Annotated in this window: 15 protein-coding genes, 1 tRNA gene and 1 pseudogene; 13 read left to right on the top strand and 4 right to left on the bottom strand. The window is 31.0% G+C overall.

Annotation, left to right across the window (positions count from 1 at the left end):
• Nucleotides 1-11 precede the first annotated feature (11 nt).
• Complete coding sequence (locus tag ABXT58_RS00125; protein WP_415304063.1) at nt 12-437, bottom strand: PaaI family thioesterase; 426 nt, start codon at nt 435-437, stop codon at nt 12-14.
• 121 nt (nt 438-558) lie between these two features.
• Nucleotides 559-635: transfer RNA gene (locus ABXT58_RS00130), tRNA-Arg, on the bottom strand.
• Between the two features lie 134 nt (nt 636-769).
• Between ABXT58_RS00130 and aceE the strand changes: the two genes are divergently transcribed.
• From aceE to ABXT58_RS00145, 3 genes are read left to right on the top strand one after another with little or no spacing between them, the layout of a single operon-like run.
• Nucleotides 770-3,808, top strand: a complete 3,039-nt coding sequence (gene aceE, locus ABXT58_RS00135; RefSeq protein ID WP_415304064.1) for a pyruvate dehydrogenase (acetyl-transferring), homodimeric type — start codon at nt 770-772, stop codon at nt 3,806-3,808.
• A gap of 1 nt (nt 3,809) precedes the next feature.
• The gene (locus ABXT58_RS00140) at nt 3,810-5,081 is read left to right on the top strand and encodes a 2-oxo acid dehydrogenase subunit E2 (RefSeq protein WP_415304938.1); all 1,272 of its coding nucleotides are present in this window, start codon (nt 3,810-3,812) and stop codon (nt 5,079-5,081) included.
• A 6-nt stretch (nt 5,082-5,087) separates the two neighbouring features.
• Nucleotides 5,088-5,975 carry a DMT family transporter gene (locus ABXT58_RS00145; RefSeq protein ID WP_415286495.1) on the top strand — a complete coding sequence of 296 codons (888 nt, stop codon included), beginning with the start codon at nt 5,088-5,090 and terminating at the stop codon, nt 5,973-5,975.
• Here the strand turns inward: ABXT58_RS00145 and ABXT58_RS00150 are convergent.
• The gene (locus ABXT58_RS00150) at nt 5,972-6,742 is read right to left on the bottom strand and encodes an undecaprenyl-diphosphate phosphatase (protein WP_415304065.1); all 771 of its coding nucleotides are present in this window, start codon (nt 6,740-6,742) and stop codon (nt 5,972-5,974) included. The two genes, ABXT58_RS00145 and ABXT58_RS00150, sit on opposite strands and share 4 nt — an antisense overlap.
• 182 nt (nt 6,743-6,924) lie before the next feature.
• Between ABXT58_RS00150 and ABXT58_RS00155 the strand changes: the two genes are divergently transcribed.
• The 3 genes from ABXT58_RS00155 to ABXT58_RS00165 are packed head-to-tail and all read left to right on the top strand — an operon-like array spanning nt 6,925 to nt 13,746.
• Nucleotides 6,925-8,364, top strand: a complete 1,440-nt coding sequence (locus ABXT58_RS00155) for an NAD(P)-dependent oxidoreductase (RefSeq protein ID WP_415304066.1) — start codon at nt 6,925-6,927, stop codon at nt 8,362-8,364.
• Nucleotides 8,364-12,869: a glutamate synthase large subunit gene (gene gltB / locus ABXT58_RS00160; RefSeq protein ID WP_415304067.1), complete on the top strand. Its 4,506-nt coding sequence runs from the start codon at nt 8,364-8,366 to the stop codon at nt 12,867-12,869. The genes ABXT58_RS00155 and gltB overlap by 1 nt, the downstream gene beginning before the upstream one ends.
• A 1-nt stretch (nt 12,870) precedes the next feature.
• Nucleotides 12,871-13,746 (top strand): NAD-dependent epimerase/dehydratase family protein, encoded by an 876-nt coding sequence (locus tag ABXT58_RS00165; protein ID WP_415304068.1) that lies wholly within the window; start codon nt 12,871-12,873, stop codon nt 13,744-13,746.
• Here the strand turns inward: ABXT58_RS00165 and ABXT58_RS00170 are convergent.
• Nucleotides 13,717-14,472, bottom strand: a complete 756-nt coding sequence (locus tag ABXT58_RS00170) for an alpha/beta hydrolase (protein ID WP_415304069.1) — start codon at nt 14,470-14,472, stop codon at nt 13,717-13,719. The genes ABXT58_RS00165 and ABXT58_RS00170 overlap by 30 nt on opposite strands.
• A gap of 42 nt (nt 14,473-14,514) precedes the next feature.
• Between ABXT58_RS00170 and ABXT58_RS00175 the strand changes: the two genes are divergently transcribed.
• The 7 genes and pseudogenes from ABXT58_RS00175 to pheT all read left to right on the top strand — a co-directional run bounded on the left by ABXT58_RS00175 (nt 14,515) and on the right by pheT (nt 22,265).
• A complete protein-coding gene (locus tag ABXT58_RS00175) occupies nt 14,515-15,669 on the top strand; it encodes a glycosyltransferase family 4 protein (RefSeq protein ID WP_415304070.1) in 1,155 nt (384 codons plus the stop codon).
• Nucleotides 15,670-17,586: a threonine--tRNA ligase gene (gene thrS, locus ABXT58_RS00180; RefSeq protein WP_415304071.1), complete on the top strand. Its 1,917-nt coding sequence runs from the start codon at nt 15,670-15,672 to the stop codon at nt 17,584-17,586. It begins immediately after the preceding gene.
• Nucleotides 17,587-18,132 (top strand): translation initiation factor IF-3, encoded by a 546-nt coding sequence (gene infC, locus ABXT58_RS00185; protein ID WP_415304072.1) that lies wholly within the window; start codon nt 17,587-17,589, stop codon nt 18,130-18,132. It begins immediately after the preceding gene.
• A gap of 53 nt (nt 18,133-18,185) precedes the next feature.
• Nucleotides 18,186-18,392, top strand: a complete 207-nt coding sequence (gene rpmI, locus ABXT58_RS00190; RefSeq protein WP_006997462.1) for a 50S ribosomal protein L35 — start codon at nt 18,186-18,188, stop codon at nt 18,390-18,392.
• A 1-nt stretch (nt 18,393) separates the two neighbouring features.
• Nucleotides 18,394-18,750 carry a 50S ribosomal protein L20 gene (rplT, locus tag ABXT58_RS00195; RefSeq protein ID WP_168606836.1) on the top strand — a complete coding sequence of 119 codons (357 nt, stop codon included), beginning with the start codon at nt 18,394-18,396 and terminating at the stop codon, nt 18,748-18,750.
• A gap of 43 nt (nt 18,751-18,793) precedes the next feature.
• Nucleotides 18,794-19,861 carry a phenylalanine--tRNA ligase subunit alpha gene (gene pheS / locus ABXT58_RS00200; protein ID WP_415304073.1) on the top strand — a complete coding sequence of 356 codons (1,068 nt, stop codon included), beginning with the start codon at nt 18,794-18,796 and terminating at the stop codon, nt 19,859-19,861.
• Nucleotides 19,858-22,265 (top strand): annotated as a pseudogene (gene pheT, locus ABXT58_RS00205) (phenylalanine--tRNA ligase subunit beta). The gene pheS and the pseudogene pheT overlap by 4 nt, the downstream one beginning before the upstream one ends.
• Nucleotides 22,266-22,267: the final 2 nt, after the last annotated feature.

The raw sequence follows: 22,267 nt of genomic DNA on the forward strand, positions 1-22,267 counted from the left end.
TTCAATTAAAATTAGCCACCAGGACCAAGATCAGATGGTTTAATTTTTAAGATTTTCCATATCCCCGATGCTGAAGTTATAATTTTATCATTACATTTGAGCTCACAAAATAAAAATACTAGTGTATTGGTCTTTTTAAGAATTCTTGTAAAGCCAGTAACTATATCACCTACTTTAGAGGCACCAATAAATTTTAAATCCAATGAAATAGTTACACAAGGTGCATTTCCAGATGCTCTATGTGCAGCAGTCCCCGCTCCTGCATCAATTAAGGCTGATAAATAACCACCGTGAGTTATCCCGGCAGCATTTAAATGATTTTCATTAATCGTAGTTTTGAATTCATATTCTGTTTCAGATACAATTTTAAATAAAACTCCACCATTGTGTTTCATAAAACCAGGTTTAATACTTATTTGCTCAAATTCATTGCTCATAGCTCTTTATAGTACGAAAGTTAAAATTAATAAAATTATAAAAACAATTATAAAAAAATATATAACTGATTTTTGTAGTGATGATTTTAGTAGCCAATCTAACATTTTTATTTATCCTTTTTGGTGGACCGCCCAGAACTCGAATCTGGAATCTCCCGGTTCGTAGCCGAGCGCCTTATCCAATTTGGCCAGCGGTCCTTAATTAAATAATTTATCCAACATATCAAAGTTTTTTGTTCAATAAAAATACATGCCTGCATCAAAATACTAATTAATATGTTAAAATAACATGATATATAGTTTTTTTTAGGTGTATAAAGCGATTTAAAACAATGAGTGAAAAATTACTTGTCCCAGACATTGGTGAATTTGAAAAAGTTGAGGTTATTGAACTTTTAGTAAAAGTTGGAGATAAAATAAACTTAAATGATCCTATTGTTACTATTGAAAGTGATAAATCTAGTGTTGAAATTCCATCAACAGTCACTGGTAAGGTAGAATCTGTAAATATTAAAGTGGGTGATAAAGTTTCTAAAGGGGATTTATTGTTAAGTATTGAGTCTTCAAAAGAAAGCCCTTCAGAGAAGCCAATTCCTAAAGATACAGAAAGTATTATTAAACAAGCAGAATCAGTTTTAAAAAATGAAAAAAAAGAAGAAACTATTCAACAAAGTCCAGACATAGAAAAAAAGCAAACAACAATTCAGGTTACAAATGACAATGATATTGATCCATTAGAAACTCAAGATTGGTTAGAGTCTTTATCTGCAGTTATTGAAAAAGATGGAAATCAAAGAGCTCATTTTTTGATAAAAGAATTAATTAACAAAGCATATCGAGAGGGTGCAAATATTCCTTATACGCAACACACTCCTTACATAAATACAATCCCACCAGAGGCAGAAGTTAAGTCTAATGGTGATCAGAATATTGAAAGAAGAATTAGATCTTTAATTAGATGGAATGCAGCAGCCATGGTTGTTAGAGCAAATAAAAAATTTCCTGAATTAGGTGGCCATATAGGTACTTTTGCATCAGCAGCAACACTTTATGATGTAGGAATGAATCATTTTTGGAGAGCTAAGAATAATAAATTTGGTGGTGATTTAGTTTATTTTCAAGGTCATAGTGCACCAGGCGTCTATGCTAGAGCATTTTTAGAAGGTAGATTAAATGAAAAACAACTAGATAGTTTTAGACAAGAGGTAAAACCAGGTGGACTTTCTTCATATCCACATCCTTGGTTGATGCCAAAGTTTTGGCAGTTTCCAACTGTATCAATGGGACTAGGGCCTATGCTTGCAATTTATCAGGCGAGATATATGAAATATTTAATTAACAGAGGATTAATTAAAGATGAAGGTAGAAAAGTTTGGGCATTTCTTGGTGATGGAGAAATGGATGAACCCGAATCTTTAGGTGCAATAGGATTAGCAGCTAGGGAAAAACTGGATAACTTAATATTTGTTGTAAACTGCAATCTTCAAAGATTAGATGGACCTGTCAGAGGTAATGGAAAAATTATTCAAGAGCTAGAAGGAAGTTTTAGAGGAGCTGGTTGGAATGTAATTAAAGTAATTTGGGGTTCTTACTGGGACTCATTGATTGCTAATGATAAAACAGGTCACTTGGTTAAAACTATGAATGAAACTGTTGATGGTGAATACCAAGCAATGAAAGCTAGAAATGGAGCTTATGTTAGAGAAAAATTTTTTGGGAGGTACCCAGAGACTCAAGAGCTAGTTTCTAGTTTATCAGATAAAGATATTTGGAGATTAAATAGAGGTGGTCATGATCCTCATAAAGTTTATGCAGCATACGACCAGGCATCAAAAAACCAAGGTAGCCCAACGGTTATAATCGCTAAAACCATTAAGGGTTATGGTATGGGAAAAACAGGTGAAAGTGTTAACACTACTCATCAAACTAAAAAATTAGATGTAGATGATTTGCTATATTATAGAGATCGTTTTGATGTCCCATTAACAGATGAACAAGTAAAAAATGTTGAGTATTTCAAGCCTGATGAAAAATCATTAGAGATTAAGTATATTAAAGAAAAGAGAATGAGACTTGGTGGTTTCTTACCTGAAAGAACAACATATTCAAAACCTATTAAAGCACCAGCAAAAGATATTTTTGATTTTATGAAAGTATCAACGGGTGAAAAAGAAATGTCTACAACCATGGCATTAGTCAGAATGTTTACAAATTTATTAAGAGACAAAAATATTTCACCCAGATTAGTTCCAATTATTCCTGATGAAGCAAGAACTTTTGGTATGGAAGGATTTTTTCAAAAAATAGGAATATATGCACACGAAGGTCAAAAGTATGAACCAGAAGATTCTGCTCAGTTATCTTCTTACAGAGAAGAGAAAACTGGACAGGTTCTAGAAGAAGGAATTAATGAAGCTGGAGCAATGTCGTCATGGATTGCTGCTGCGACTTCCTACACTAATCATGATATTGAAATGATACCAATTTATATTTTTTATTCTATGTTTGGTTTTCAAAGAATAGGTGACCTTGCATGGGCAGGTGGAGATAGTCAGGCTAGAGGATTTTTAATTGGAGCAACAGCTGGAAGAACTACTTTAGCTGGTGAAGGACTACAACACCAGGATGGACACAGTCACTTGATAGCCTCAACAATACCAAACTGTGTGACATACGACCCAACTTTTCATTATGAGCTAGCTGTTATTTTTAGAGAAGGTTTGAGAAGAATGCATGAAAAAAATGAGAATGTTTTTTATTATATCACAACCATGAATGAAAATTATTCACATCCAAGCATACCAAAAGATAAGAATTGTGAGGAAGGAATTCTTAAAGGAATGTATAAAATTAAAGAGTTCAACAAATATAAAAAAACTAAGATTCAACTTTTAGGATCAGGCACAATATTGAGAGAAATGATGGCTGCAGCAGAAATCCTTCAAAATGAATATCAGATAGATAGTGAAATCTGGAGTGTCACTAGTTTTAACGAGTTGAGAAAAGATGGTATGGAAGTTGAGAGGTATAATCTTTTAAATCCTGATAAAGAACAAAAGGTTTCATTTGTAGAGCAGTGTTTAGGAAAAACCGAAGGCCCAATCTTGGCAGCTTCAGATTATATGAGAATGAATTCTGATCAAATCAGACCTTATACTAATAAAAGTTTTTATTCTTTAGGTACAGATGGTTATGGAAGAAGTGACACTAGAAAAAATCTTAGAAATTTTTTTGAAGTTGATAAAGAACATATTGTTGCTTATGGACTTAGCGTACTAGCAAAAGAGCAACTAATAGCCTCAAAATATGCTAAAGAAGCCATAAATAAGTATAATATTGATGGCAGCAAACCAATGCCAACAAAACTATAAGATGTCAGATAAAGAGATTAAAGTACCAAATATTGGCGAATTTAAAGACGTTGAGGTAATCGAAGTATTAGTTTCAAATGGTCAGTCAGTATCTAAAAATGATCCACTTATTACAATTGAGAGTGATAAATCTAGTGTTGAAATACCAGCTTCTTTTGACGGAAAGGTTAAGTCTATTAAAATTAAAGTAGGAGATAGGATTTCAGAAGGTGATTTAATATTAACTGTAGAGCAATCTAGAGAAGAAGAAAAGAGTATAGAGCAAAAAACTATTAAAGAAGCAGAATCAATTACAAATCAAAATCAAGAAGAAAAAATTAAAAAAGATATACAAACACAAAATTTAATAAAAAAAGACAATTCAGAAGCTTCATCTGCAAGCCCAAAAGTACGTAAATTTGCCCGAGAGCTTGGGATTAATATTAATGAGATAGTTGGCAGTGAAAGACAAGGAAGAATTGTAGAAGATGATGTAAAAAATTTTGTATCCTCTAAAATTAATAAAACTTCAGATAAGACTGAAGCTCAACCTAAAAAAATTGTTAGTGAATTTTCCCATTCTGATTTTGGAGAAATTGAAGTTAAAGATATGCCTAGGGTTAAAAAATTAGCCTCTACGTATTTAGTTAATTCTTGGACTACAATACCTCATGTAACAAATCATGATGAAGCAGATATAACTGAAATGGAGGATTTTAGAACCTCACTTACTGATATGTACACAGGTGAAAGAAAAAAAATTACTCCCTTAGCTTTTATTGTTAAAGCTTTAGTTGCATCTTTAAAAAAGTTTCCTAGTTTCAACTCATCAATAGATGATATTGAAAATGGAAAAATAACAATGAAAAATTATTTTCATGTCGGAATTGCAGTCGACACACCACATGGTTTGATGGTGCCAAAAATTAGAAATGCTGACAATAAAAGTATTTTATATATTAGCAATGAATTGAAAACAATAAGCGACGAATGTAGAAATTTAAAAATAGATAAGAAGGAATTCTTTGGAGGATCTATGACCATTACAAGTCTTGGAGGAATTGGAGGTTCATTTTTTACACCAATAATAAATTATCCTGAAGTCGCTATACTAGGAGTGGGTAAAGCACAAAAAAAACAAATTTTTATCAATGGAAAATTTGAAACAAGAACAATGTTACCGCTTTCATTATCATATGATCATAGAATAATTGATGGAGCTGAAGCAGCTAGATTTAATAATGATCTAAAAGAAAATTTAGGCAAAAATTTTGCTTATAAATTAGCTGTATAAATTTTAATGTCAAAAACCTCATCATTATTTTGTGCATTACTTTGTACATTCATATGGGGAACAACTTTTATTGCTCAAGATACTGGAATGGACGACATTGGTCCTTTCACTTTTAATGCGGTTAGGTTTTTTGTAGGCTTTTTAGTAGTAGCACCTTTAGCTTTTATTTTTGAAAGAAAAAATATCTCAAAATCAGTCCAAAGAAATCAAAAAGAATTTACCAACTTAGCTCTTTTAATAGGCCTATCTTTATTCTTGGGATCGGCACTTCAACAAGTGGCTTTACTCTATACAGATGTTGCCAATGCAGCATTCTTTACTATTTTTTATGTACCAATGGTCCCGTTTATAATTTTTTTTATGTATAAAAAACCAATTCACTGGAGCATTTGGCCTTCTGTTCTTCTTTGTGTGATGGGAGGTTATTTGCTAACTAATTTTTACAGTGCAACGGTTAGAACTGGTGATGCGCTTATAATAATGGGTGCATTTTTCTGGAGCACACACATTATCTTTACTGGTAAAATTATAGAAAACTACAATCTTCCATTAACAATTGGTGCAATTCAAACTTTAATTGTCGCCTCTTTATCATTAATTATAGGGTTAATTTTTGAAGACTTTATTTGGTCTAATATTCTTAAAGAAAAATTTCAAATCTTATACGCTGGAGTTTTATCTGGAGGCCTTGCATTTGTTTTGCAAATATATGCGCAAAAAAATATATCCCCTGCTCCATCAGCAATAATTTTTTCTTTAGAAGGTGTTTTTGCTACAATTGCTGCCTGGATTTTATTAGATCAAATTTTAGATATAAATAATTTGTTTGGATGTTTGTTTATTTTATTTGGTGTTTTGTTTTCACAATTAGCACCAATATTAAAAAAAAATTAATTATATATAATTATAAATAAAACTATTGAAATAATAATTCTGTAAATTACAAAAATATTTAAAGAAAATTTGTTTATATAGTCTAAGAAAAACTTAACTGTAAAATAAGAAAATAAAAAAGAAAGAGCAATTGATATTAGTATAAGGTAGTTAAATTCTAAGCTTTGACCAATAGCATTTTTTAATTGTAGTACACTTGCACCAGCTATTGCAGGTATAGCTAGTAAAAAAGAAATTTTACTTGCATCAAATCTATTAAATCTAAAAAGCCTTGCAGCTGTTATTGTAATTCCCGCTCTACTCACACCTGGTATTAAAGCAAGTATTTGGAACAAACCAATATATAATATTGTTTTAAAATTTAGGTTGGATGATATCTTTTTATCAAATTTACTTTTATCTGCTAGATATAAAATAATTCCAAAAATTAATGTAGTCCAAGCAATTATCTTTAAATTATTTTCTAATAGATTGATTAGACCTGTGGAGCTGATTATGTACCCTACAATTACAATTGGTATAGAGCCAATTATTAATAAAAATAATAATTTTTGATTATTTTTAAGGTCTAGTAATTCCCTTCTAAAATAAAAGATTATTGCAAGTAAAGAGCCAAGATGGAGACTAACATCAATCATTAGCGAGTTAGAATTAAACTTAAAAATTATCTCAACAATGTTTAAATGAGCTGATGAGCTGATCGGTAAAAATTCTGATATACCCTGAACTATTGATAGGATAATAATTTCAATAACATTTGTGAGCATTTAATGCTTCGTAACTTAAATAACCTTAAATTTAAACAATTCCATTTTAGCATATTAGCTATGCATAAATTGAAAAAGACTTATTTAAACGAATATTTATATATTTAAGGTCATAATTATTGACCTTATTTATCTTTTATTAAAAAAAATGATGATATATTCTTGTTTATATATAAATAATTATGTCAGATAAAATGCTTAAATTTGTTAACATAGGTCAACAAACTCCACCTAAAAGAGAAGTTGATACTAGAAAAGATGATTTTAATGAAATTTATAAGGAATTTATTAACAATAAAGCTAGTGAACAATCTAGTAGATGTTCCCAGTGTGGAGTTCCTTTCTGCCAAGTACACTGTCCATTAAGCAATAATATTCCAGATTGGTTAAAATTAACTGCAGAAGGAAGATTGAAAGAAGCATATGAATTATCTCAAAGCACAAACAACATGCCAGAAGTATGTGGGAGAATATGCCCCCAAGATCGATTGTGTGAAGGAAATTGTGTAATTGAAAAGTCTGGACATGGAACAGTTACCATAGGTTCTGTTGAAAAATATATTACTGACAATGCATGGGAGCAAGGATGGGTAAATCCAATAAAAGTTAAGAATGAAAAAAATCAAAGTATTGGAATTATTGGAGCAGGTCCAGCTGGATTAGCTGCTGCAGAACAACTCCGAAAGTTAGGTTATCAAATTATAGTATATGACCGATATGATAGAGCTGGTGGTTTAATGATTTATGGAATTCCAAATTTTAAGCTAGAAAAATTTGTTGTAGAAAGAAGAACTAAACTATTAGAAGAGGGTGGAATAAAATTTGTTCAAAACTTTGAGGTAGGAAAAGATGCTACTTTAGAACAGTTAAGAAAAAAACATGATGCTTTATTAATTGCAACAGGTGTTTATAAAGCTCGAGAAATAGACCTACCAGGAAAAGATTTAGGAAACATTTTCCCAGCAATGGAATTTTTGACAGCTTCAAATAAAAAAGGATTAGGAGACAAGGTAGAATTATTTGACAATGGAACCTTGAATACCGAAGGTAAAGATATCGTTGTAATTGGAGGAGGTGATACTGCAATGGACTGTGTTAGAACTTCAATTAGACAAAAAGCAAAATCAGTCAAATGCTTGTACAGAAGAGACAAAGAAAATATGCCTGGATCTGCTAGAGAAGTAGCTAATGCAGAAGAAGAAGGTGTAGAGTTTGTGTGGCTATCCAGTCCTAAAGAATTTATTGGAACAAATAAAGTTGAAGGCTTGATAGTAGACAGAATTAAACTTGGTGAGCCAGATGACAGTGGTAGACAAAAACCAGAAATCCAAAATAATTCTCACTTTGATATTAGAGCAGACATAGTAATTAAAGCTCTAGGATTTGACCCAGAAAATTTACCAAAACTATTTGGCTCTGAAGATTTACAAGTTACAAAATGGGGAACATTAAAAACAGATTTTGATACAATGGAAACAAATTTACCAGGTGTCTTTGCAGCAGGTGATATTATTAGGGGAGCATCTTTAGTTGTTTGGGCCATCAAGGATGGAAGAGATGCAGCAATATCAATAAAAAGTTTTTTAGAAAGTAAAGAACTCAAGAAAGCAAAGGTTGCCTAGTGAAAAATTATAAAAAAAATCTTAAAATTCTTCAAGAGGGCCATGTTTATTCAAAAGAAATGGAACACGATGCTTGTGGTGTGGGTCTGATTGTTTCTACAGAGGGCAAAAAATCAAGAAAAGTAGTTGAATATGGAATTAATGCCTTAAAAGCAGTTTGGCATAGAGGAGCAGTTGATGCGGATGGAAAAACAGGCGATGGGGCTGGAATCCATTTAGAGATTCCTTCAGATTTTTTTGCTGAAAAGATAGAAATTACAGGCCATGACCATGATGGTTCAGAGATTTGTGTAGGGATGATTTTTTTACCAAGAAATAATTATGAAGCACAGGAGAAGGCAAGAACTTTAGTTGAAAGCGAACTAACAAAAAGTAATTTTAGCATTTATGGATGGAGACAGGTTCCTGTGAATCCAAAAGTTTTAGGTGAAAAAGCAAACCTTACAAGACCAGAAATTACTCAAGTATTATTTAAGCACAATGATAAAAATTTAACCGAAAAAGAATTAGAACGAAAGATTTATGAATCTAGAAGAAAAATTGAAAAAGAAGCCATTAAAGATGTTATAGACAGTTTTTATATTTGCTCATTAAGCTCTAAGTCAATTATCTATAAAGGAATGTTTTTAGCAGAGTCTATTGCGGACTTTTATTTAGATCTAAAAGATGAAAGATTTATATCTCGATTTGCAATATTTCATCAAAGGTTTTCAACAAACACAGCACCAAGTTGGGATCTTGCACAGCCTTTTAGAGCGCTAGCTCATAATGGAGAGATAAATACATTTAAGGGAAATGTAAACTGGATGAAAGTTCATGAACAAGAAATGGATAGCCCTTTATTTGATGATATGGAAAATTTAAAGCCAGTTATACCATCAGGATCATCGGACTCCGCTGCATTAGATAGTGTTTTTGAACTTTTAAATATTTCTGGTCAATCAGCGCCACTTGCAAAATTAATGTTAATTCCAGATGCATGGTCTAAAAAAAATCAAACATTATCAAAAGATCACCAGCAATTATTTAATTTTTTAAATAGTACAATGGAGCCATGGGATGGACCAGCTGCTATTGCTGCTACCGACAATGAATGGGTTATTGTAGCAGCTGATCGAAATGGGCTTCGTCCAATGAGATATACCATTTCAAAAGATAAAATATTGTGCGCAGGTTCTGAGACAGGAATGGTTGAAATTGATGAAAAACAAATTATTAAAAAAGGAAGATTGGGGCCTGGGGAAATTCTTGGTGTTAGAATAGCAAAAGGTAAGGTCTTTTCCAATATTGAGATAAAGGATTATCTAGCAAAAGAGTTCAAGCATTTTAATAATCAAATAATAGATTTAGAAAAAAAATTTCCAATAAAAAATGAAAAATTCACTTTTTCAGGTGAAGAATTAAAAAAAAGACAGCATGCTTTTGGTTATAGTTTGGAGGATTTAGAGCTTATCCTTCATCCAATGGCAGAAGACGCAAAAGAAGCCATTGGCTCGATGGGTGATGACACACCCCTTGCGGTATTATCTGACCGTTATAGGCCACTTTATCACTTTTTTAGACAAAATTTTAGTCAGGTTACAAATCCACCAATTGATTCTTTAAGAGAAAACAAGGTTATGAGTTTAAAAACTCGCTTTGGCAATCTTGGAAATATTCTAGATTTTAGTAATTTAACAGAAGAAAATATATATGTTTTAGATACTCCTATCTTATCTAACTCTCAGTTAGATAAATTTATTAATTTTTTTGGTCAAAAATCAATAACAATTGACTGTACTTTTGACAAAGGTGAAAACCTTGAAACTGCTATTGAGAAAATTAAAAAAGATTCTGAAATCGCAGTTAGGCAGGGTCTCACTCAGCTAGTTTTAAGTGATAAAAACCTTTCTGAAGAAAGGTTGCCAGTGCCAATGTTATTATGTGTTGGTGCAATAAACACTCATCTTATAAAAAAAAAATTAAGAGGCTTTGCTTCAATTAACGCTCAAACTGGAGAAGCACTAGATACACATTCGTTTGCAACGCTTATAGGCGTTGGTGCAACTACAGTTAATCCTTATTTAGCATTAGACAGCTTATATCAAAGGTTTGAAAAAAAATTATTTGGAAATTTTGGATACGACGAATGTATAGAGAGATATGTACAGTCAGTAAATTATGGTCTTTTAAAAATAATGTCAAAAATGGGAATTTCAGTCATAAGTTCTTATAGAGGTGGTTGTAATTTTGAAACTGTTGGTTTGAGTAGAACTGTAGCATCAGAATATTTTCCTGGAATTTTATCAAAAATTTCAGGCATAGGGTTAAACGGAATAGAAAAAAAATTAAGAACTATTCATAAGGAAGCATTTGAAGATACAGACACAGTTTTGCCAATTGGAGGAATTTATAGATACAGAAAGAATGGTGAAGTTCATCAATATCAAGGTAAGCTCATTCATCTTTTACAGAGTGCAGTTTCATCAAATTCTTTTGAGGCTTATAAAAAATATGCAGAAGGTATTTACAACCTTCCACCTATACATCTTAGAGATCTGATTGGATTTAGAGATAGAAATTTAAACCCGTCTTTAGATATTTCAGAAGTAGAACCAGTTGAAAATATTTTAACAAGATTTGGAAGTGGAAGTATGTCTCACGGTGCACTGTCGAAAGAAGCGCACGAAACTTTGGCCATAGGGATGAATAGAATTAAAGGAGCCTCTTGTAGCGGTGAAGGTGGTGAGGATGAAAAGAGATTTAATAAGATGAAAAATGGGGATAGTGCCAATTCTAGAGTTAAGCAAATAGCCTCAGCAAGATTTGGAGTAACACTCAAATATCTCAATAACTGTAACGAAATAGAGATTAAAATTGCACAAGGAGCTAAACCTGGTGAAGGTGGCCAGCTACCAGGATTTAAAGTTACAGAAGAAATTGCTAAATTAAGACATTCAACTCCGGGTGTAACCCTAATATCACCACCACCTCACCATGATATTTATTCTATCGAGGATTTAGCACAATTAATTTACGATCTTAAGCAAGCAAATCCAAAAGCAAGGGTTGGCGTAAAATTAGTAGCATCATCTGGCATAGGAACAATTGCAGCTGGAGTGGCTAAAGCTAAAGCAGATATAATTTTGATTTCTGGGCATAATGGAGGAACTGGAGCTACACCACAAACAAGTGTTAAATATGTGGGGATACCTTGGGAGATGGGATTGACTGAAGCCAATCAAGTTTTAACTTTAAATAATTTGAGACATAAAGTTACACTAAGAACTGATGGAGGAATTAAAACAGGAAGAGACGTTGTTATTGCAGCCATGATGGGTGCCGAGGAATATGGAGTAGCGACTACCGCATTAGTAGCAATGGGATGTATAATGGTTAGGCAGTGTCATTCAAACACTTGTCCAGTTGGAGTTTGTACTCAAGATGAGAAATTAAGAGAAAAATTTTCTGGTACGCCAGAAAAAGTAGTTAATTTATTTAAATTTATTGCTGAAGAAGTAAGGGAAATTTTAGCACAGATAGGTTTTAAATCTCTCAATGAGATAATTGGTAGAACTGATCTGTTAAGACAGGTAAGTAAAGCGTCATCAAACTTAGATGATTTAGATTTAAACCCCTTATTTGTTCAGGCAGATTCTGGGGAGAACACAAGGTATTGTACTGTTCCAGAAATAAATTCAGTCCCTAATACATTAGACCAAGAAATCTTACCTGAAATTAAAGATCAAATAGGAAAAGTAAAAATTATTGAAAAAGAATATATTATTAAAAATACCCACAGAACTGTTGGTACAAGGATTTCCAATCATCTTTATGAAAAATATGGATCTGAAAAACTAGAGGATGATTTTTTATCTTTAAAATTTAAAGGTTCAGCTGGACAGTCTTTTGGAGCGTTTGGAATAAAAGGGTTAAAGCTTATTTTAAAAGGTGATGCTAATGATTATGTCGGCAAAGGATTGTCAGGTGCAATAGTGGTAGTTAAGCTACCAGATGAAAGCAATTTAGTTTCACATGAAAATACAATAATTGGAAATACAGTTTTATATGGAGCAACATCTGGAAAACTTTTTGCAGCAGGTCAGGCTGGAGAAAGATATGCCGTAAGAAATTCAGGATCAATTTCGGTTATTGAAGGTTGTGACTCAAATGCTTGTGAATACATGACTGGTGGCATAGTTGTAGTTTTAGGTGATGTAGGAGACAATTTTGGAGCTGGAATGACAGGTGGAATGGCATTTATTTATGATAAAAACAAAAAATTTGACAAAAAAGTAAACCCAGAGACCGTAGTATGGCAAACACCAGAAACAGATTATTGGATAAGTTATTTAAAAAATCTAATTCGAGAGCACTACGAGGAGACAAATTCGGACTTTTCTAAAAAAATAATAGAAAATTTTGATAAAGAACTTTCTAATTTTATCCAAGTTTGCCCAAAAGAAATGATTGATAAGCTAAAAAACCCTATAAGTTTAAAATCTATCATAAAAGAAGTCAGTTAAAATGAAGAAAATAAATATTTTTTGTTTTGGTTTTGGCCAAGTAGCAAAAAATTTTATAAAGAAACTTAGTATTGAAAAATATAATATTAATCTATCAACAACATCTAGAAGTGAGTCTTCAAAAGAAACTTTCAAGGGCATTAATTATAATAGCTATTTATTTAACAGTGAGAAATTTGATCAAAATCTAGTAGTAAGATTAAAAGACGCAGATCATATTTTAGTTTCGATACCACCAGAAAATCAAGAAGACATAGTTCTAAAAAATTTTTCTAAATTTATAGAAGGTTCAAAAGTAAAGTGGATAACTTATTTATCTGCTACCAGTGTGTATGGTGATCATAAGGGTGAGTGGGTTAATGAAAATAGCAAGATGAGTCCAATTTCAAATAATGGCATTGCAAGGTTAAAAGCAGAAACCTCTTGGGTTTCATTAGAAAAAAATAATAAATTACCAGTTCAGATATTTAGGTTGTCTGGGATTTATTCTGATGAAAAAAATATTTTAGTTCGCTTAAAATTAGGTGATGTAAAATTGATAAACAAAAAAGGTCATTACTTTTCAAGAATTCATGTAGATGACATTGCAAACATATTATTTAAATCATTATCAAAATTTAAGTCAGGAGAGGTATATAATCTATCTGATGATAAACCTTCTTCATCTGAAGAGGTAACTTTATTTGGGGCAAAAATATTAAATATTAAAGATATTAAAAAAATTGAAGTTGATGAAATTAAAAATGACATGTTAAGAAATTTTTATAATGAGTCTAAAAAAGTTAGCAATAAAAAAGTAAAAAATTATTTTAACTACAATTTAAAATTTCCAAGCTATATCGAAGGATTAAACTATATTAGAAACAATTTTATTTAGCTCTAGGACTATTCTTTTTAAGCCTTGTTTATTTGATAAGCTATGATCACCATTTTTTATTATTACTAATTTCTTGTTTGCTTTACTGAATACTTTTAATACCTTTTTAGAGTAATTCGTTGGTACGGCTTCATCTTTGCTCCCATGAATCATGGTAATATTGATATTTGATAAAATTTTTTTATGTAATATTTTATTTTTTCTTCCATCCTTTATTAACTGATAGGTAATTGGATATTCGTAATTGCCGTGTTTTAAATTATAAATTCCTTTTTTAATGGTTTCATTTTTCATTTTTTGTGTAAATTTTTTCCACATTAAATTTTGCAAAAATTCTGGAGCTGAACCAATGCCTAAAAACCCTTTAATTTGGTCTTTAAAATACTTAAATTGATTAAGGGATAGCCATGCCCCCATACTCGAACCCACCAGTATAAATTTATTTTTTTTAACTATTTTTTTAATTGTTATTTCTACTTCTTTAGACCATTTACTAATATTTCCTTTTGTAAATTTACCCGTAGATTTTCCGTGACCAGAATATTCAAGAGCAAGAAAGCCAAGTTTATTTTCTTTTGCATACTTAAAAATAGCCTTAGGTTTTTTGCCTTCGATATTTGACATAAAACCATGTAAAAATACGATGTAGATTTTCTCTTGATAATTGATATCTAAATATCTTATTTGCTTATTTTTTGATATTTTAAGGTATTTAAATTTATTCATATAAGTTTATTAGAGTTAATTCTTAATATATAGTTGTATCAAATGACCTCAAAATTAAAAGTTTTGCAAGTAATTCCAAAGCTCGGATATGGTGGTGCAGAAACAGGTTGTTATGATCTTGCACACTATCTGCCTGAAAATAATTGCTCTTCTTATATTGTTACCAGTGGAGGGGAGTTATTAAAATTTATTGATCAAAAAAAAGTTAAATTAATTAAACTTCCAGTTCATAGCAAGAATCCAATTTTAATACTTTTTAATTCTATAGCGCTAATTTTTATTATCTTATTTCATAATATTTCTATCGTTCATGCAAGAAGCCGAGCTCCAGCCTGGTCATGTTTGATTGCAACAAAAATTACAAGAAGAAAATTTGTTACAACTTTCCATGGCACTTATAATTTTAAAACTTCAATTAAAAAACTCTACAACTCTGTAATGGTCAGATCTAATTTAGTAATTGCAGGGTCAAATTTTATTTTTTCACATATTAAAAAAAATTATTCAAAATATTTAGATTTAAAAAAAAAGTTTTTAGTAATTTTTAGAGGTATTAATGTTGATTATTTTGACCCATCAACAACATTAGAGGCCGAAGAAAACAATTTACTTTCAAGTTGGGGTGTGACTAGAGATAAAAAGTTAATTTTAATGCCTGGTCGATTAACTGCATGGAAAGGCCAGGAGCTATTTATTGAAGCATTAAATCTTGTTAATAAAGAATTAGGACATCAGTCTTTTTATGCTGTTATTTTGGGTGGTGATCAAGGTAGGGATATTTATACAAAAAAAATAAAAAGATTAGCTGAGCAATATAGACTGATACCTCAGTTAAAATTTGTAGAACATTGTAAAAATATGCCTTTAGCTTATAAGATTTCCAGTTTAGTTGTTTCGGCTTCAATAGAACCAGAAGCATTTGGGAGAGTTTCAATCGAGGCTCAATCAATGGAAAAACCAATAATTGCAAGTGATATTGGAGGATCTAATGAAACAATAACAAATAATGTGTCTGGTTTTTTATTTGAGTCGAATAATCCTGAGTCTTTAAGTAAAAAAATAATAGAAGTTTTAAATTTAGATGAATCTAGATTGAAATTAATAGGCATTGAAGGTAGAAAAAATATAATTAAAAAGTTTAATGTTGAAAAAATGTGTTTTTCTACATATTCAGAGTACAAAAAATTATTAAATTAAATGCCATTAATTACATTACCAGACGGAAACAGTATTAAATTTCCAAATGAAGTAACAGGGTTGGAGGTTGCAGAAAAGATTAGTAAATCTTTGTCAAAGCAAGCTACAGTTATCAGTGTTGATGATGAGCTCAAAGACTTAAGTTATGTCATAGACAAAGATTGTTCTATTAAAATTTTTACTTCTAAAGATAAAGAAGGCCTAGAGACTATTCGTCATGACACAGCACACATAACAGCAATGGCGGTACAAGAACTTTTTCCAGGGACCCAAGTAACTATTGGTCCAGTTATAGAAAATGGATTTTATTATGATTTTTCAAGAAAAGAACCCTTTACTGAAGAAGACTTAAGTAAAATTGAAACTAAAATGAAAGAAATCGTTGATAGAGACATCCCAACTACAAGAGAAGTTTGGAGCAGAGATAAAGCAATATCACATTTTAAAGAGAAGGGAGAAATATATAAAGCTGAAATTATTGAAAGTATTCCCCAAAAAGAAGATGTTTCCATATATTTTCATGGAGACTGGCATGATTTATGTAGAGGACCACACCTATCTTCAACAGGAAAAATTGGTAAATATTTTAAATTAACAAAGGTATCGGGAGCTTATTGGAGAGGTGACTCTAATAATGAAATGTTGCAGAGAATCTACGGAACAAGTTGGGCTTCACAAAAAGATTTAGATGAATATTTAAAAAGAATAGAAGAAGCTGAAAAAAGAGATCATAGAAAACTTGGAAAGGAAATGGATTTATTTCATTTTAGAGAAGAAAGTCCAGGATCAGTTTTTTGGCATGAAAAGGGCTGGAGATTATTTCAAAAGCTAGTTGCCTATATGAGAGATAGGCAAAACAAAGCAGGCTACAAAGAGGTAAATACTCCTGAAATTTTAGATAGAGCATTATGGGAAAAGTCGGGTCATTGGGAAAAATATGGTGAGCACATGTATACCTCTCAAACACCTGATGAAAAAATATTTGCAATTAAACCAATGAATTGCCCAGGGCATGTTCAAGTATTTAACCAAGGTTTAAAAAGCTATAGAGATCTTCCACTAAGAATTTCAGAATTTGGAAAAGTGCATAGATATGAACCTTCAGGAGCACTTCATGGATTGCTAAGAGTTAGGGCTTTTACACAAGATGATGCTCATATTTTTTGTACAGAGGATCAAATTACAGAAGAGTGTTTAATTGTTACAAATTTAATCTTAGATATTTATAAAGATCTTGGTTTTGAAAATGTAATATTGAAATATTCAGATAGACCAGATTTAAGAGTAGGTGATGATGCTATTTGGGATAAAGCAGAAAAAGCTTTATTGGATGCTGTTAAAGCCTCAAAACTCGAGTACACAATTAATAAAGGTGAGGGAGCCTTTTATGGACCAAAAATTGAATTTGTTTTAAGAGATGCTATTGGTAGAGATTGGCAGTGTGGAACTTTACAGGTAGATTTAAATTTACCAGGAAGATTAGATGCATCCTTTGTTGATAGCGATGGAACTAAAAAAGTTCCAGTAATGCTTCATAGAGCATTGTTTGGTTCACTAGAAAGATTTATAGGAATACTTATAGAAAATTATGCAGGAAAATTTCCATTGTGGATTGCCCCCTTACAAGCAGTTGTAATACCTATCTCAGAAGAGTTTGATGCATATGCAAAAGAAGTTAATAAAAAAATTAATGATACTGGCTTGAGTTGTGAAGTAGATTTAAAAAATCATAATTTGAATTACAAAATTAGAGAACATTCTTTATCTAAAATACCACTATTGTTGATTTGTGGTAAAAAAGAAGTTGACAGTAACTCAGTAACGATTAGAAGATTAGATACTAATAAACAAGAAAATATGGAATTAAATTTATTCTTAAAAAAATTCTCAGCTTTAAACAAAGCACCCTCAAACTAAGTGGCAGATTTTAAACAAAATTACTTTCAAAGAAGAACTAAAGACAGGGGGCCTAAGTCTAATAATAGGATCACCGCACCAGAAGTTCAAGTTATTGGAAGTGACGGTGATAATATAGGAATATTAAATACTAACGAAGCCATATCAATGGCCAAGGAGCAAGGTTTAGATTTAATTGAGATAGCTCCAAATGCAAAACCACCTGTATGTAAAATTATTGATATGGGTAAATTTAAGTATGATGCTCAAAAAAAAGCAAATGTTGCAAAAAAGAAACAAAAAATAGTCTTATTAAAAGAAATAAAAATGAGACCAGTTACAGAAACTCACGATTATGATTTTAAAGTTAAAAATGCCAAAAAATTTATTGGAAAAGGTGATAAGGTAAAATTTACTATAAGGTTTAAAGGTAGGGAATTACAACATTCTCACTTAGGTAGAGAATTAATGGATAAAATAAAAGCTGATATGCAAGATATTGGCAAAGTAGAACTACACCCAAAGTTCGATGGGAAGCAAATGATCATGGTTATTCAGCCTTTATAAGCCTTAATAGAGGTTGTAAATCCATTCCAATATTTGTATAAGTCCGCAGAATTATGCCAAAATTAAAAACTAAAAGTTCAGCAAAAAAAAGATTTAAGATCTCAGCCACAGGGAAAGTTATGATGGCTCAAGCTGGAAAGAGACATGGCATGATAAAAAGAACAAATTCACAAATTAGAAAATTAAGAGGCACGACTGCTATGTCAAAACAAGATGGCAAAATAGTTAAATCATACATGCCCTACAGTTTAAGAGGATAAAATGGCTAGAGTAAAAAGAGGCGTAACAAGTCACGCTAAACATAAAAAAGTTTTAAAAGCTGTCAAAGGTCAGTGGGGCAGAAGAAAAAATACTATAAGAGTTGCAAAGCAAGCGATGGAAAAAGCTATGCAATATGCTTACAGAGACCGCAGAACTAAAAAAAGAGAATTCAAATCTTTATGGATACAAAGAATTAACGCAGGTGTTAGATCTGAAGGATTAACTTATTCTAAATTTATTAATGGTTTAACTAAGTGTGGAATTAAGTTAGATAGAAAAATACTAGCTGAAATAGCTTACGATAGCCCAGAAGCCTTTAAAACGATCGTTCAAAAAGCTCAATCGGCACTAAATTAATCTTCACTATTGTTTTTCTTCGGTGAAGAAATAATCTCTTAGTATGTCTGATATTAAAAAAATAAAAGATGAATTTCTTTTAAAGTTAAAAGATAATTTAGACTTAAATCAAGTTAATCAAATTAAAACAGATCTATTTGGTAAAAATGGATTGATTAGTTCTCAATTTAAACAGCTTGGAAAAGTGGCAGAAGAAGAGAGAAAGAAATTTGCATCAGACTTAAATTCAGTAAAAGATGAGCTTCAAAATTTAATCACTATGAAGATTGATAATATTGAAATTAAAGAAATTAATCAAAAATTAGAAAAAGAAAAAATAGATATAACTTTACCAGAGAGGCCTTTTGTTCAAGGAAAGATTCATCCTGTGTCTCAAGTTATAGATGAGATTTCTTCAATTTTTTCAGAAGTCGGGTTTAGTGTTAAAGAAGGTCCTGATATTGAAAATGAATATAATAATTTTACAGCATTAAATACACCTGACAATCATCCAGCAAGAGATATGCACGACACATTTTACCTTGATGAAAAAAAAGAGTTATTGTTAAGAACACACACTTCTCCAGTTCAAATTAGAACTATGCTTAATGATAAGCCACCTTTTAAAATAATCGCACCAGGTAGAACATATCGATCAGATAGCGATCAAACTCATACCCCTATGTTCCATCAAGTTGAAGGACTACACATTGATAAAGATATAAATATGGGTCATTTAAAAGGCTGTTTAAATTATTTTATTAAAGAATTTTTTGAGGTTGATAAGATTAAAATGAGATTTAGACCAAGTCATTTTCCATTTACCGAACCATCAGCCGAAGTTGATATTGGTTATGAAATTAAAGACGGAAAAATAATAATTGGTGAAGGAGACAAGTGGCTTGAAGTTTTAGGTTGTGGAATGGTTCATCCAAATGTTTTAAAAAATGTAAAGGTCAATCCAGATAAATTCCAAGGATACGCATTTGGTATAGGAATAGATAGATTGGCAATGCTTAAATATGGCATAAATGATTTAAGAGCATTTTTTGATTGTGATTATAGATGGTTAAATCACTTTGGTTTCGATCCAATAGATGTACCCACAAACTACAGGGGCTTAAGTAGATGAAGATTACAATAAATTGGCTAAAAGAACACTTGGATACTAAGCTTAATGAAAATCAAATTATTGATAAACTTACAGAAGTTGGACTGGAAGTAGAAGGTGTTGATAGTCAGTTAGGAGAGTTAGACAGTTTTATAATTGCTAAAATTTTAAAAGCAGAAAAACACCCTGATGCAGATAGACTTAGAGTTTGTGATGTAGATATTGGAACAGGTGATTCTGTTAAAGTTGTTTGTGGTGCACCAAATGCAAAAGAAGGTTTGTTGACAATTTATGCTCCTCCTGGAGCCATAGTACCAAAGAACCAAATGAAACTAGTGGTAAGTAAGATAAGAGGTGTCACTTCATATGGAATGCTTTGTTCAGAATCTGAACTCAACTTATCAAATGAAAGTGATGGTATTATAGAACTTTCCTCAAAAAAATATGATAAAAAAATAGGTGAAAAGTATTTTCCAAAAAAAAATTTAAATGTAATTGATATTTCTATTACACCAAATAGAGCAGATTGTTTGGGTGTAAGAGGGATAGCAAGAGATCTAGCGGCAGCTGGCGTAGGAACATTAAAAAATCGAAAAGAAAAAAAACTAGATAAAAAAAATAAACATACAGTTAGTATAAAAATTAAAAATGGAAAAAATAAGGCATGCGCATCATTCGGTAGTTGCTTAATTATAGGTGTAAAAAACATAGAAAGTCCAGAATGGCTGAAAGAAAAAATAATTTCTCTAGGTCAAAAGCCTATTTCTGCAATAGTTGATATTACAAATTATGTAATGTTTGATTTAAATAGACCGCTTCATGCATACGATGTTGATAAAATAGACAAAGGAATAATTGTAAGAAATTCTAAAGAAGGTGAAACATTTGAGGCATTAGATAATAAAGAGTATAAACTGGATGATGAGATGTGTGTCATATCAGATGCATCAGGTGTATTGGGTCTTGGTGGTATAATAGGGGGTATAGAACTGGAACTGTGTTAGATACCAAAAATGTATTAATTGAATCTGCTTATTTTAGTCCACGATCGATCAGAAAATCTTCTAAAAAACTGAATATAGATACTGACGCAAAATTTAGATTTGAAAGAGGTATTGACCCATTATCAATTGAGCAGGGACTTGAAAGAGCTGCTAATTTAATACAAGAAATATGCGGTGGTGTAGTTAGTGAATTTGATATTCAAAAAATTGAGGATGTTAAAAAAAAATCATTAAGATTCAATCCTTCTTTATTTGAAAAAATCACTGGATTTAATGTTGATAAAAAAGAAATGATCACAATCTTAAATAATTTAGGATTTGAAGTAAAAGAAGATAAAGAGCTACTTGATGTCATTATACCATCTTGGAGACCTGATATTTTTCAAGAGGTTGATCTGGTAGAAGAGCTTGTAAGAATTAAAGGTTATGATCAAATTAAAATGATTGAACCTGAAAAAGTTAGAAAAAAACCAACATTAAACTTAAAACAAAAATTATTTCATTTTTTACAAAGATCTATTGCCTCCAAGGGTTATCTTGAGGCTATTACATGGTCTTTCACTGACAGTAAAGTTAACCAATTATTTATTGAAGATAATAAAGAAATTAAAATAATTAATCCTATAAGTTCTGATTTGAATGTGTTGCGAAGTTCAATTTTTTCTAATTTGATTATTCATTTAAATAAGAATTTAGGAAGAGGATTTAAAGATTTATCAGTATTTGAAATAGGTCCAACTTTTTCGGGATCTGAACCAGGAGAGCAACAGACTGTAGTTGGTGGATTAAGATCAGGAAAATTGGCTAGACAGAATTGGCTGGAAAAAGAAAGATTAGTTGATGTATTTGATATTAAAAGTGATGTTATCAAAAGTTTGGTTGAAGCAGGCTATAATAAAGACAAACTTTATATTGATGACAAAACGCCAAGCTATTATCACCCAGGAAAATCGGGAAGAATATTTTTAAATAAAGGTAAAGAAAAAGTAGTAGCTTTTTTTGGTGATATTCATCCAAGTATATTAAAAAAATTAGACATTAAAATTGAAGCATTAGTAGGATTTGAAATATTTTTAGATAATTTAAAACAACCGAAAAAATCATTAAAAGATCAAAAAACTCAATATAAATATTCAGATTTTCAAAAATCAGAAAGAGACTTTGCTTTTGTTTTAGATAAAGATTTTAAAGTTCAAGAATTAATTGAGATTATTTCTAATGTAGACAAAGAATTGGTAAGATCTGTCAAAGTATTTGATGTTTATGAAGGAACAAATATTCCTGAAGGTAAAAAATCAATTGCATTAAATGTAACTATTCAATCTTTAGAGAAAACATTAGCAGAAGATGATTTAAATAAAATTAATCAACTTATTATTTCAGCTGTCGAATCAAAAACTGGTGCAAAGATTAGATCATAGTC

It is taken from the genome of Candidatus Pelagibacter sp. Uisw_090, from assembly GCF_047717845.1.
GTDB lineage: Bacteria > Pseudomonadota > Alphaproteobacteria > Pelagibacterales > Pelagibacteraceae > Pelagibacter.

Excerpts from the sequence above, each read along its gene's own strand:
- ABXT58_RS00125 (WP_415304063.1), bottom strand. The coding sequence starts at position 437 with ATGAGCAATGAATTTGAGCAAATAAGTATTAAACCTGGTTTTATGAAA.
- aceE (WP_415304064.1), top strand. The coding sequence starts at position 770 with ATGAGTGAAAAATTACTTGTCCCAGACATTGGTGAATTTGAAAAAGTT.
- ABXT58_RS00140 (WP_415304938.1), top strand. The coding sequence starts at position 3,810 with ATGTCAGATAAAGAGATTAAAGTACCAAATATTGGCGAATTTAAAGAC.
- ABXT58_RS00145 (WP_415286495.1), top strand. The coding sequence starts at position 5,088 with ATGTCAAAAACCTCATCATTATTTTGTGCATTACTTTGTACATTCATA.
- ABXT58_RS00150 (WP_415304065.1), bottom strand. The coding sequence starts at position 6,742 with ATGCTCACAAATGTTATTGAAATTATTATCCTATCAATAGTTCAGGGT.
- ABXT58_RS00155 (WP_415304066.1), top strand. The coding sequence starts at position 6,925 with ATGTCAGATAAAATGCTTAAATTTGTTAACATAGGTCAACAAACTCCA.
- ABXT58_RS00165 (WP_415304068.1), top strand. The coding sequence starts at position 12,871 with ATGAAGAAAATAAATATTTTTTGTTTTGGTTTTGGCCAAGTAGCAAAA.
- ABXT58_RS00170 (WP_415304069.1), bottom strand. The coding sequence starts at position 14,472 with ATGAATAAATTTAAATACCTTAAAATATCAAAAAATAAGCAAATAAGA.
- ABXT58_RS00175 (WP_415304070.1), top strand. The coding sequence starts at position 14,515 with ATGACCTCAAAATTAAAAGTTTTGCAAGTAATTCCAAAGCTCGGATAT.
- thrS (WP_415304071.1), top strand. The coding sequence starts at position 15,670 with ATGCCATTAATTACATTACCAGACGGAAACAGTATTAAATTTCCAAAT.
- rpmI (WP_006997462.1), top strand. The coding sequence starts at position 18,186 with ATGCCAAAATTAAAAACTAAAAGTTCAGCAAAAAAAAGATTTAAGATC.
- rplT (WP_168606836.1), top strand. The coding sequence starts at position 18,394 with ATGGCTAGAGTAAAAAGAGGCGTAACAAGTCACGCTAAACATAAAAAA.
- pheS (WP_415304073.1), top strand. The coding sequence starts at position 18,794 with ATGTCTGATATTAAAAAAATAAAAGATGAATTTCTTTTAAAGTTAAAA.